Raw genomic sequence first — 11,397 nt, forward strand, 5'->3', positions numbered from 1 at the left:
GCCCGCGCCCCGTCCTGGGAGCGCGGGCTCGTGCACGGGCCGGCCCGGGGAGGCGCCCCTCACGTCGCCCCCTCCCCGGCCCGGACGGGACGTAGCCTGATCCGATGACCGACGGCCCCCTCATCGTCCAGAGCGACAAGTCCCTCCTGCTCGAGGTCGACCATCCCTCGGCGCAGGCCGCCCGGATCGCGATCGCGGCCTTCGCCGAGCTCGAGCGGGCGCCCGAGCACGTGCACACCTACCGCATCACCGACCTCGGGCTGTGGAACGCGCGCGCCGCCGGCTACGACGCGGAGACCGTCGTCGCGGCGCTGGTGGACCACTCCCGCTACCCGGTCCCCCACTCGCTGCTGATCGACGTGGCGGACACCATGGACCGCTACGGCCGCCTTCAGCTGCTCTCCGACCCGCGGCACGGGCTCGTGCTGCACGGGCTGGACCGCGCGGTGCTCGAGGAGGTCACCCGCGCCAAGCGGGTCCAGGGCATGCTCGGCGAGCGCGTCGACGACACCACGGTCAGGGTCCATCCCTCCGAGCGGGGCGCGCTCAAGCAGGCGCTGCTGAAGCTCGGGTGGCCCGCCGAGGACCTCGCCGGCTACGTCGACGGGGAGGCGCACCCGATCGCGCTGGCGGAGGACGGCTGGCAGCTGCGCCCCTACCAGACCGAGGCCGTGGACGGCTTCCGCCACGGCGGCTCGGGCGTGGTGGTCCTCCCCTGCGGCGCGGGCAAGACCCTCGTCGGCGCCGGGGCGATGGCCGCGATGCAGCGCACCACGCTGATCCTCGTGACCAACACCGTCTCCGCCCGCCAGTGGCGGGACGAGCTGCTGGCCCGCACCACCCTCACCGAGGACGAGATCGGCGAGTACTCCGGCACGACGAAGGAGATCCGCCCGGTCACGATCGCCACGTACCAGGTCCTCACCATGAAGCGGAAGGGCGTCCACCCGCACCTGGAGCTGATGAGCGCGCGCGACTGGGGCCTGATCGTCTACGACGAGGTGCACCTGCTGCCTGCGCCCGTGTTCCGGATGACCGCGGACCTGCAGGCCCGGCGCCGACTGGGTCTGACCGCGACGCTCGTGCGCGAGGACGGCCGCGAGGGCGAGGTCTTCTCGCTGATCGGGCCGAAGCGCTACGACGCGCCCTGGAAGGACATCGAGGCGCAGGGCTACATCGCCCCGGCCGTCTGCACCGAAGTGCGGGTGACCCTGCCCGCCGCGGACCGCATGGCCTACGCGATGGCGGAGGCCTCCGACCGGCCCCGCCTCGGCGCCGCGCACGGCGCGAAGGTGCCGGTGGTCGAGCGGATCGCGCGCGCCCATCCCGGGGAGCCGCTGCTGGTGATCGGCCAGTACCTCGACCAGCTCGAGGAGATCGCCGAGCACCTCGGCGCGGAGCTGCTGACCGGGCAGACCCCGGTCAAGCGCCGCCAGCAGCTGTTCGCCGACTTCCGCGAAGGCCGGATCGACCGCCTGGTCGTCTCGAAGGTCGCGAACTTCTCGGTCGACCTGCCCGAGGCCTCGGTCGCGATCCAGGTCAGCGGCGCCTTCGGCTCCCGCCAGGAGGAGGCCCAGCGCCTCGGCCGCCTGCTGCGCCCCAAGGCCGACGGGCGCTCCGCGCACTTCTACACCGTCGTCATGCGCGACACCCAGGACCAGGACTTCGCCGCGCACCGTCAGCGGTTCCTCGCCGAGCAGGGCTACGCCTACTCGATCGTGGACGCCGAGCAGCTCGACGGGGCGCTCGACGCGGGCTGAGCCGTCCCTGGCCGCACATCCGTCGGCCCGGCTCCACGGCGAGGGGACGCGACGTCGTTACAGTGGGCACGCACGACATCCCCGCCGGCCCCGCCGGCGCTTCCCCGCCGCCCCGTCGGCCGTCCCCAGGAGATCGACATGACCGCTCCCGACGATCCCGCCCGCACCCCCGGCACCGGCGACGCCCCGCGCGCCGACGCCCCGCGACCGGACGCCGCCCCCGACGCCCCCGCACCGCGTCACGAGGACACCGCTGCCACCGCCCCGACCGGTCGCCGTGCTGCCGGGCGCCCCGCCGCCGAGGAGCCCGCCGACGTCCCGATCTCCTCCGGCGGCAAGACCGCGACGACCTGGATCGCGCTGATCCTCGGCGCGATCGTGCTGGTGCTGCTGCTGATCTTCGTGATCCAGAACAACCAGACGGCCGGCTTCGAGTATTTCTCGGCGCAGTTCGACCTTCCGCTGGGCGTCGCGATGCTGCTCGCCGCGATCGCGGGCGCGCTGGTCATGGCCCTGGTCGGCTCGGTGCGGATGATCCAGATGGGCTGGACGATCCGCAAGCTGCGCAAGCAGCAGGAGAAGGTCCAGCGCTCCCTGCGCTGAGGTCGCCCAGGAGACGTCCAGCCATCTCCCAAGCAGAGGGAGGACGGTAGAGCCATGACTGCTGCGAGCGAGGAGAACGACTACGAGGCACGCCTCCTGGTCGTCGACGACGAGCCCAACATCCGCGATCTCCTGGCCACCTCCCTGCGCTTCGCAGGCTTCGAGGTGTTCACCGCCTCCACCGGCAACGAGGCGATCCGGGAGGCGACCGAGCACCAGCCGGACCTCGTGGTCCTGGACGTGATGCTCCCGGACATGGACGGCTTCACCGTCACGCGCCGCCTGCGCGACCGCGGCGAGCAGTACCCGATCCTCTTCCTCACCGCGAAGGACGAGACGCAGGACAAGGTCGCCGGCCTCACCGTCGGCGGCGACGACTACGTCACCAAGCCCTTCAGCCTCGAAGAGGTCGTCGCCCGGATCCGGGCCGTGCTGCGCCGCACCCACGGCAGCTCGGAGACGGCCGTGGACAGCGCCCTCGTCGTCGGCGACCTGCGCCTGGACGAGGACTCCCACGAGGTCCACCGCGGGGAGGTGAACATCGAGCTGTCCCCGACCGAGTTCAAGCTCCTGCGCTACCTCATGCTGAACGCGGGTCGCGTGGTCTCCAAGACCCAGATCCTCGACCACGTGTGGGACTACGACTGGTCCGGCGAGGTGGGCATCGTCGAGTCCTACATCTCCTACCTGCGTCGCAAGATCGACGTGGTGGGCGAGCCGATGATCCACACCAAGCGCGGCATCGGCTACGTGCTGCGCGCCGCCGAGGGCGCCTGACCCCGACGCCCGACCCGAGGAGCACCACCCCGTGGCCCTGCCGAGCCTGCGCACCGAGCGCCCGATGTCCCTGTGGACCCGGATCGTCGCGCTGATCTCGCTGCTGCTGGTGCTCGGCGTGGTCGTCACCGGGAGCCTGTCGCTGTTCCTGCTGAACCGCACCCTGATCCAGTCGGTCGACAACAACCTGCAGTCCTCGGTCAGCGAGATGCTCTCCCTGGCGCAGCACGAGCTCGCCGGGGACGACGACGCCATCACCTCGAGCACGTACATCCCGGTGGAGTACGCGGTCGAGGTCCGCGACGAGCAGGGACGGCCGATCGAGCAGGAGGTCTTCCACTACGGAACCGGGAAGGTCTCGGTGCAGTTCCCGGACCTCACCGACGAGCAGATCCTGCAGCGCGGCGGGCGCCCCTTCACGGTGCTGGACTCCGCCGAGAACCGCTGGCGGGTCATCGCGATGGTCAACTCCGGACCGGACAAGGGCAGCGTGTACGTGGCCCTGCCGCTGACCTCGGTGGACCGCACCATGCACGAGATGGCGCTGATCATCGTGCTGGTCGGAACCGTCGTGGTGCTGGTCGGGATGGGCGCAGGAGGCTATGTCACCCATCGGGCGCTCGAGCCGCTCCGGGACGTGGAGGCCACCGCCTCCCAGATCGCCGGCGGCGACCTCTCCCAGCGCGTGCCCGTGACGGACACGAGCCTCGAGGTGCACGACCTCGCGCTGTCGCTGAACGAGATGCTGGTGCGGATCGAGCAGGCCTTCGCCGCGCAGTCCGCCTCGGAGGAGAGGGCCACCGCCTCGGAGGCGAGGATGCGCCGCTTCGTGGGCGACGCCTCTCATGAGCTGCGCACGCCGCTGGCCGCGATCCGCGGTTTCGGGGAGCTGTACCGTATGGGCGCCCTGCGCACCGACGAGGACACCGCCTCCGCGATGCGTCGGATCGAGGACGAGGCGAGGCGCATGGGCTCCCTCGTGGAGAACCTGCTGCGTCTGGCGCGGCTCGACGAGCGCCCCGAGCTCGACCTCGAGCCGCTGGACCTCACCGACGCCCTCTTCGACGCCGCCCAGGACCTGCGCGCCCTGGACCCGGACCGGCAGGTCATGGTCGTCTCCCTGCAGGGGACGCCGCTGTCGGTGCAGCCGCACGTCCCCTTCGGGGTGCTGGGCGACGAGGCCTCGCTGCGCCAGGTGATCCTGAACCTGGTGGGCAACGCGAACCGCCACACCCCCAAGGGATCGCCGGTCGAGTTCGCGGTGGGCCGCCTCGAGGACGGCCGGGTCCGGATCGAGGTGCGCGACCACGGCGAGGGCATCGACGACGACCAGCGGGAGAAGGTGTTCGAACGGTTCTACCGCACCGACTCCTCCCGGGTCCGCTCGGCGAGCCAGGGCGGCGGCGCGGGCCTGGGCCTGTCGATCGCGGCGACCATCGTCCAGCAGCATCGCGGCGCGATCGGCGTGCAGCCGACGCCCGGGGGCGGTGCGACCTTCTGGATCGAGCTGCAGGGCACGGACCTCGACCCCGAGCAGCAGGTGGAGCCGGACCAGCTGCGCGCGCTGACCCGCTCCGACGGGAGCCCGGACGGGGCCGACCCGCAGGACTGATCCGCTCAGCGGTGCGCGGTCGGCGCGTCCATCACCTGACCGACGAAGCCCTCCTCGCCCGCCGCGCGAGCGAGCAGGTCCACCCGCTGCAGCAGTCGCTCGGCGGCCCGTCGGCCCTCCGCATCGTGCGCCTCGATCCGCGCCCTGCCATGCGGCCGGTCGCGGGTGAATCGAAAGGCGCCGGGCACCTCCGGCAGCGGATCGACGTGGCCGAGGAGCCCGACGATCAGGTCCCGCGGGACCGGATCGAGCCCCAGCGCGGCGGCATGCTCGGCGCTGCGTCGGGCGCGGGCGGCGGGACGCTCGGAAAGCTTCACCCGCAACCCGGAGCGCAGCAGGATCCGGGTCAGCTCGCGGTCGCCGACGAAGCTCACCCCGGCGGCCTCGAGGTCCTCGCGGGCGGAGGCGGGCCAGTCATAGTGGTCGAGGTCGAAGGCGCGCGGGGGCAGTCCGGCATGGGCAGCGGCCTCGTGCAGCTCCTCGAGGGAGCGGTCCGAGACGAGATGACCCCACACGGTGCCGTGGCGGGGCCAGCGCGGGGTGTCGGCGAAGACGGTCATCGGGTTCCTCCGCGGGCTCGGCTGGCGTCGGTGGTGCGAGGTGTGCGCGGCGTGCGGGGTGTGCGGGGTGTGCGGGGTGTGCTCGATCCTGCCAGAACGCGCAGCACGTGCTCCATCGGGCCGCGTCGTCCGCTCCGGCGCAGCAGCACGGCGGGCGGGAGCATGAGGAGCCAGCCGGCGAGCACGAGCGCCGCGGCGCCCGCGCTGCCGAGCTGCGCGCCGAGGTCGAGGGTGTACGGCGGGAACAGGAGCAGGCACAGGACCGACTGAGCGAGATACGCGCTGAGTGAGACCGCGCCGAGCGCCTCGACGGCGCGGACGAGACGGCTGAGCGGGACCGGCTCCCCTACCTGGAGCCGCGCTCGGAACCGCTCGGCGATCAGCGCAGCGGCGGCGGCGAGGCCGATGCCCCCGGCGAGCCCGCTGATCTGGTGCAGCACCCCGAGGGTGCCGAGCAGCAGCTCGGAGTCGAGGTGGGAGTGGGCGGGGTCCAGGACCAGCACCGCCGTCAGCGGCACCGCGCCGACCAGGCCGATCGCGAGCCCCCACCGCGCGAGCCGGCCGAGCCGGCGCCGATGCGCGGAGACGTCCTCGAGCAGTCGGGCGCGAGCCATGAGCGCGCCGAGCGCCATCGGGGAGAGCAGGCCGATCTCCTCGATCGGGGCGAGCAGCAGGCCGTGCAGGGCGTCAGGCGCTCGGATCCCGACGCCGGCCAGATAGTCCGGTGCGGAGGCGGACGCGTAGCCGGTGCCGCCGCCGAGCCCGACCGTGCCGTCCACCCATCCCCAGACGCCGAGCGCCGGCAGCGTCACGATCGCTGCGGCGGCGAGCACCACCCGGCCCCGGGTCATCAGCAGTGCGCAGAGCATCCCGATCACCGCGTACCCGACCAGGATGTCTCCGCTGAACAGCAGGATCGCGTGGGCGAGACCGATCGCCAGCAGCACGGCGAAGCGACGCAGCATGCGCCGCAGGAACCGCCCCGCGCGCTCCCCGCGCTCGAGGGAGCGGCGGCGGAGGATCCCGATCCCGTACCCGAACAGCAGCGCGAACAGCGGGAAGCCGCGGTTGTCGACGAGCAGGGCGAGCAGCACGTCCACGACACGGTCCGCGGCGCTCGCGTCCTGCTGCTTCAGCAGCACCGTCCAGGCGGAGCCGTGCAGCCAGCCCACCAGGTTCGCCAGCGCGATGCCGAGCAGGGCGATCCCGCGCGCGAGGTCGGGGCCGCCCGCACGGGCGTCGAGCGGGACGGAGACGGTCACCGTCCTCCGGCGCCCTCCGGGGTGCCCTGGTGGTGACGCAGCAGCCAGCGTCCCCGCTCCTTCACCCACAGCGAGCTGCGGCGAACGGTGCCGTCCGGGCCGGTGGTGACGTAGCGCAGGAGGATCGCACCGGGCGCGATCTCGTCGGCGAGGAACTCCTCGGCCTGCACGTCCGCCAGCGGGGCGAGGGCGGAGAGGATCTCGTCGCGGTCGTAGCTGCGCCCGCTCGCGCCGATCTCGGTGAAGGCGGGGTGCAGGAGTTCGGCCGCGCTCGGCGCGTCGGCGCGCAGCGCGTCGGTGAGCAGCGCCTGCTCACGGGTGATGACCTGCTCGAAGTCGCTGGTGCCGGGGGCGTCGGCGACGAGCACCGTGTCCTCGACCGCGGTGGAGCAGGATGCGGCGGGGGCGGGATCGGCGGTGTCGAAGAGGCTGAAGAGGTCATCCGGATCGCCGGCCGCGCCGGTCTGCGAGGAGGACGGCGCGGCCGACGGGGAGCCCGTCGACGAGGAGCCGGCCGATGGCGCGGGAGAGGTGCCGCCCTGCGCGGTGCCGCTCCCCCGGTATCCAGGCCCGACCTGCGGGTCCTGCTTCTTGGAGAACGCGGTCGCGGCGGCGTTGGCGCGCTTGTCGGCCGCCTCGTTCATGGCGTGGCCGGCGTGGCCCTTGACCCACTCGAACTCGACGCTGCGGCCGGCGAGCGCCCGGTCGATGTCCTTGAGCAGCTCGACGTTCATGACGGGCTTGCCGTCCTTCTTGCGCCAGCCCTTGCGCTTCCAGCCCGGCATCCACTTGGTGACGGAGTTGATGACGTACTGGCTGTCGCACAGGATGTGCAGGTGCTGGTCGGCGTCCACGGCTGTCGCCTCGAGGAGGTCCAGGACGGCCTTCAGCTCGCCCATGTTGTTGGTGCCGTGGGGCCAGCCGCCCGCACGCCAGGTGTCCTCGTCGATGTACCAGGCCCAGCCTGCGGGTCCGGGATTGCCGAGGGCGGAGCCGTCGGCCGCAGCGGTGATCGTCATGGGCGCAATCGTTCCACAGCCCGGCGACGTTCCCCGCTTCGGCCAACGATCGCTCGCGGTCCGCTGCGCGATCCGCTGTCCGCTCCCCGTGCGTCGCGGAGCACGGCCCCAGCACCTCGGGCGCGCCGCCGTCGGCGCCACGGATCTCTCCGGCACCGACGCCGACGGGGCGGGAGTGCGCCCGGAGGCTCAGCCCTCGGTCTCGTACGCCGCGGGCTGCTCCTGGACCGCGCGGAGCCGGGCGAGGTCGAGCTTGCGGCCGCGGGCGAAGTCGACCACGCCGTTCTTCTCCTGGAACACGTCGGTCATCTGCGTGTAGCAGTAGCCGAACATCAGCGGGTCCTCGAGCAGCACGCGGGTGAGCCCCTCGAAGCGCTCGTAGAGCTCCTCCTCGCTGGTGATCCGCTGACCGTAGCCCCAGGACTCGGCGGCGTTGCTGCCGGCCCGCGCCGCCTCGGCGGCCTCCTTCGCCTCCTGCTCGTTCCACCAGATGCCGCCGTACTCCGAGACGAAGTAGGGCTGGCCGGCGAAGGGCAGGGAGAACTCGCCGTCGGCGAAGGGGTACTCGTCCGGGGCCAGGTCGCGGCGGTTGGCGAAGGGTCGACCGTCGGCGAGCCCGGCCTGCTCGGCACGGAACCGCTCGGGATCCTGCTCGTAGGAGTGGGAGTCGTAGACGTCGGCGCCGCGCACCCGGTGGGAGTAGCCCGAGGCGTCGAGCACGGGGCGGGAGGGGTCGGCGAGCTTGGTCGCGTCGTACATCGCCTGGGTGACGGTATCGAGCTGCGTGAAGCGGTCGTGGAGGATCTGGTGGGTCTCGTTCAGCGGGCACCAGCCGATGATCGAGGGGTGGTTGATGTCGCGGGCGACCGCCTCGATCCACTGCCCGATGAAGGAGGCGGTGGGCTGCTGGTTGTCGCCGAGCGGGCCGAGGCCCGAGACGCCCCAGTCCCCGAACTCGCCCCAGGTGAGATAGCCGTGCAGGTCAGCCCAGAAGAGCATGCGCTGGTCGAAGACCTTCTGGTGGAGACGGGCGCCGTTGAAACCGGCCTCCATCGCGAGGCGGATGTCGGTGGTGAAGGCATCGTCCGACGGGGCGGTCATGAACGACTCCTCCCAGTAGCCCTGGTCCAGGACCAGGCGCTGGAAGACCTTCTCGCCGTTCAGGCGGTACTCGTGGGCGTTCAGGGAGGTCGAGCGCAGGCCCGCGTAGGAGCGGACCTCGTCGAGCACGGCGCCGTCGGCATCCAGCAGCCGCACCTGCAGGGCGTAGAGCTCGGGCGCGCCGGCGCCCCACACGCGCACGTGCTCGGAGGGGATCGTCAGCGCCAGGTGCGGGGCGAGGTCGAGGTCGGCGCGGACGCTCGTACGCGCGATCTCCTCCCCGCCGGGCACGGTGGCGATGATCTCGAGGGAGGTGCCGGGGGTGCTGCGCGAGAGCGGCACGTCGATCGCGAAGGAGGCGGCGGCGAGCGAGGGGATGATCCGCAGGGAGCGGATCTCGTCGGCCGGCACGCCCTCGAGCCAGACGCTCTGCCAGATGCCGGTGGTGCGGTGGTAGTTGGCGTGAGTGGGGCGGAACCAGGTGGACTGCTTGCCGCGAGCCTGGGGCGCATCGTGCGGGTCGCGGGCGCGGACCACGATGCTCACCTCGTCGCCGGCGCCGAGGTCGGGGACCTGGGAGAGGTCGGCGGCGAAGGGGGTGAAGCCGCCGCGGTGGCGGGCGACCTCGACGCCGTTCGCCCAGACGGTCGCGTCCTGGTCCACCGCCTCGAAGCGGAGGATCGGGCGCAGGCCCTCCCAGTCCGCGGGGATGGTGAGGGTGCGGCGGTACCAGACGGCTTCGAGGAAGTCGCGGTCGCCGATCCCGGAGGCCGCGGTCTCGGGCGCGAAGGGCACCGTGATCTCGTCCTCGAGCGCGCGGTCCAGCAGGCCGCGCTCCCGGCCCGTGTCGCCGCGGTCGATCTCGAACTCCCAGGTCCCGTTGAGGTTCAGCCAGGTGGGGCGCTGCAGCTGGGGGCGCGGGTGCTCGGAACGGGGCACGTCGGGCGCGGCGGAGAGCGGGGCGTCCAGCTGGGCCGCGAGCTCGTCGGCTCGTGTGAACAGCGCGGCGAGCGCCTCGGGCAGCGCGGGGGTCGGAGGGGTCATCACAGAGGCTCCTGGCGCGTGATCGGCGGTGATCTGTCGGGAGCCAGTCAACCCCATCACCCCAGAATGTGCAACGTTGGAAATCCCCGGCGGATGGCTTACGGGGACGCAGGCCGCGGCAGGAGGACACGGTGGTATCTCACATGCGGGGAGCCGCCCGTCGCCTGCGAGGTGACCGCCGCGTAAGGTGGGTAGAAGTGCCGTCCTCCCGCCGCGGCACAGGTCCCGTCCGGGCAGCCCCGCACCCCTCGACGCACGGCGTCGGACACGAGCAGCGGCAGGCCCCGCCGACGGCGACAGCGTCGGCCGGAGAGGACCGCCCCCGGCGGTCGCGACGCGACGACGACGTGCGGGGTGCAACGCACAGAGAACGGATCACCCTTCGTGACCACCCCTGACTTCGCACGCCTCGGCGTGCCCGCCTCCCTCACCGCCGCCCTCGCGCCGCTGGGGATCACCGACCCCACCCCCATCCAGGCCGCGACCCTGCCGGACTCCCTGGCCGGGCGCGACGTGCTGGGCCGGGGCCGCACCGGCTCGGGCAAGACCTACGCCTTCCTGCTTCCGCTGGTGGCGCGCCTGCTGGAGACCCCGAAGCGCCGCACCGCCCGTCGGCCGCGCTCGCTCGTGCTCGCCCCCACCCGCGAGCTCGCCTCGCAGATCGCCGACTCGCTGAAGCCGCTGGAGAAGGCCGCCGGCCTGCGCAGCGCCGTCGTCTTCGGCGGCGTCGGCCAGAACCCGCAGGTGAACGCCCTCGCGGGCGGCGTCGACGTGCTCATCGCCTGCCCCGGACGGCTCCTGGACCTGATGGGCCAGGGCCACGCCGATCTCGGCGCCATCGAGATCACCGTGATCGACGAGGCCGACCACATGGCCGACATGGGCTTCCTGCCCATGGTGCGCCGCATCCTCGAGGCGACCCCGCGCCGCGGCCAGCGCATGCTGTTCTCCGCGACCCTCGACTCCGGCGTGAACAAGCTGGTCAAGGAGTTCCTCCACGACCCGGTCACGCACTCCGCGGACCCCGCGACGAGCCCCGTGGGCACGATGGAGCACCACGTGCTCGAGGTCGACAAGGAGACGCGCTTCGACGTGCTGCGCGACCTCGCGGCCGCCCCCGGCCGCACCATCATGTTCACCCGCACCAAGTACGGCGCGAAGAACCTCGCCCGCAAGCTCTCCGCCCGCGGCGTGGACGCGGTGGACCTGCACGGGAACCTCTCGCAGAACGCCCGCACGAGGAACCTCGAGGCCTTCGGCTCCGGCACCGCGACGACGATGGTCTGCACCGACATCGCCGCGCGCGGCATCCACGTGGACGAGGTCGCGCTCGTGGTCCACGCCGACCCGCCCGTCGAGCACAAGGCCTACCTGCACCGCTCGGGCCGCACCGCGCGCGCCGGCGAGTCCGGCACGGTCATCACCGTGCAGACCCCGGACCAGAAGCGCGACGTGAACGATCTGATGCGCAAGGCCGGAATCACCCCCACGTACCACCAGCAGGTCGTCTCGACCAGCCCCGTCCTCACGCAGCTCGCCCCCGGCGAGCGCGTGGCGACCCATGAGCCGCGCCAGCCGGAGGAGCCGCTGGACGAGCGCCGCATGGCGGGCGAGCGTCGCGGCGGCGGCCAGGGCGGTCGCGGTCGCGGCGGTCAGGGC

At 72.7% G+C, this 11,397-nt stretch carries 9 protein-coding genes; 5 read left to right on the plus strand and 4 right to left on the minus strand.

The features are described 5' to 3' along the window. Positions 1 to 104 precede the first annotated feature (104 nt). The 4 genes from L3K22_RS14690 (at position 105) to L3K22_RS14705 (ending at position 4,752) form a co-directional block, all read left to right on the plus strand. Positions 105 to 1,760 (plus strand): DNA repair helicase XPB, encoded by a 1,656-nt coding sequence (locus L3K22_RS14690; protein ID WP_263312043.1) that lies wholly within the window; start codon positions 105 to 107, stop codon positions 1,758 to 1,760. A 138-nt stretch (positions 1,761 to 1,898) separates the two neighbouring features. After that, the gene (locus L3K22_RS14695; RefSeq protein WP_263312044.1) at positions 1,899 to 2,363 is read left to right on the plus strand and encodes a LapA family protein; all 465 of its coding nucleotides are present in this window, start codon (positions 1,899 to 1,901) and stop codon (positions 2,361 to 2,363) included. A 54-nt stretch (positions 2,364 to 2,417) separates the two neighbouring features. Further along, positions 2,418 to 3,140, plus strand: coding sequence for a response regulator transcription factor (locus tag L3K22_RS14700; RefSeq protein ID WP_263312045.1), 723 nt, complete (start codon positions 2,418 to 2,420; stop codon positions 3,138 to 3,140). A 31-nt stretch (positions 3,141 to 3,171) separates the two neighbouring features. After that, positions 3,172 to 4,752: a sensor histidine kinase gene (locus L3K22_RS14705; RefSeq protein ID WP_263312046.1), complete on the plus strand. Its 1,581-nt coding sequence runs from the start codon at positions 3,172 to 3,174 to the stop codon at positions 4,750 to 4,752. 5 nt (positions 4,753 to 4,757) lie between these two features. On the opposite strand, the gene L3K22_RS14710 is transcribed toward L3K22_RS14705, so the two are convergent. From L3K22_RS14710 to L3K22_RS14725, 4 genes are all read right to left on the minus strand, one after another. Further along, positions 4,758 to 5,312, minus strand: coding sequence for a DUF4031 domain-containing protein (locus L3K22_RS14710; protein ID WP_263312047.1), 555 nt, complete (start codon positions 5,310 to 5,312; stop codon positions 4,758 to 4,760). Further along, entirely contained in the window at positions 5,309 to 6,574 is a 1,266-nt protein-coding gene (locus L3K22_RS14715; protein ID WP_263312048.1) for a DUF418 domain-containing protein, read from the minus strand. The genes L3K22_RS14710 and L3K22_RS14715 overlap by 4 nt, the downstream gene beginning before the upstream one ends. Next, positions 6,571 to 7,593, minus strand: coding sequence for a ribonuclease HI family protein (locus L3K22_RS14720; RefSeq protein ID WP_263312049.1), 1,023 nt, complete (start codon positions 7,591 to 7,593; stop codon positions 6,571 to 6,573). The genes L3K22_RS14715 and L3K22_RS14720 overlap by 4 nt, the downstream gene beginning before the upstream one ends. A 189-nt stretch (positions 7,594 to 7,782) precedes the next feature. Beyond that, on the minus strand, positions 7,783 to 9,738 hold the full coding sequence (locus L3K22_RS14725; protein ID WP_263312050.1) for a glycoside hydrolase family 2 protein: 1,956 nt from the start codon (positions 9,736 to 9,738) through the stop codon (positions 7,783 to 7,785). 384 nt (positions 9,739 to 10,122) lie between these two features. On the opposite strand from L3K22_RS14725, the gene L3K22_RS14730 reads away from it, so the two are divergent. Continuing rightward, on the plus strand, positions 10,123 to 11,397 hold a 1,275-nt coding region (locus L3K22_RS14730; RefSeq protein ID WP_263312051.1), incomplete at its 3' end, for a DEAD/DEAH box helicase.

The organism is Brachybacterium atlanticum, from assembly GCF_025669985.1.
GTDB lineage: Bacteria > Actinomycetota > Actinomycetes > Actinomycetales > Dermabacteraceae > Brachybacterium > Brachybacterium conglomeratum.

Coding starts and splice junctions, on each gene's coding strand:
- L3K22_RS14690 (WP_263312043.1), top strand. CDS start 105: ATGACCGACGGCCCCCTCATCGTCCAGAGCGACAAGTCCCTCCTGCTC.
- L3K22_RS14695 (WP_263312044.1), top strand. CDS start 1,899: ATGACCGCTCCCGACGATCCCGCCCGCACCCCCGGCACCGGCGACGCC.
- L3K22_RS14700 (WP_263312045.1), top strand. CDS start 2,418: ATGACTGCTGCGAGCGAGGAGAACGACTACGAGGCACGCCTCCTGGTC.
- L3K22_RS14710 (WP_263312047.1), bottom strand. CDS start 5,312: ATGACCGTCTTCGCCGACACCCCGCGCTGGCCCCGCCACGGCACCGTG.
- L3K22_RS14720 (WP_263312049.1), bottom strand. CDS start 7,593: ATGACGATCACCGCTGCGGCCGACGGCTCCGCCCTCGGCAATCCCGGA.
- L3K22_RS14725 (WP_263312050.1), bottom strand. CDS start 9,738: ATGACCCCTCCGACCCCCGCGCTGCCCGAGGCGCTCGCCGCGCTGTTC.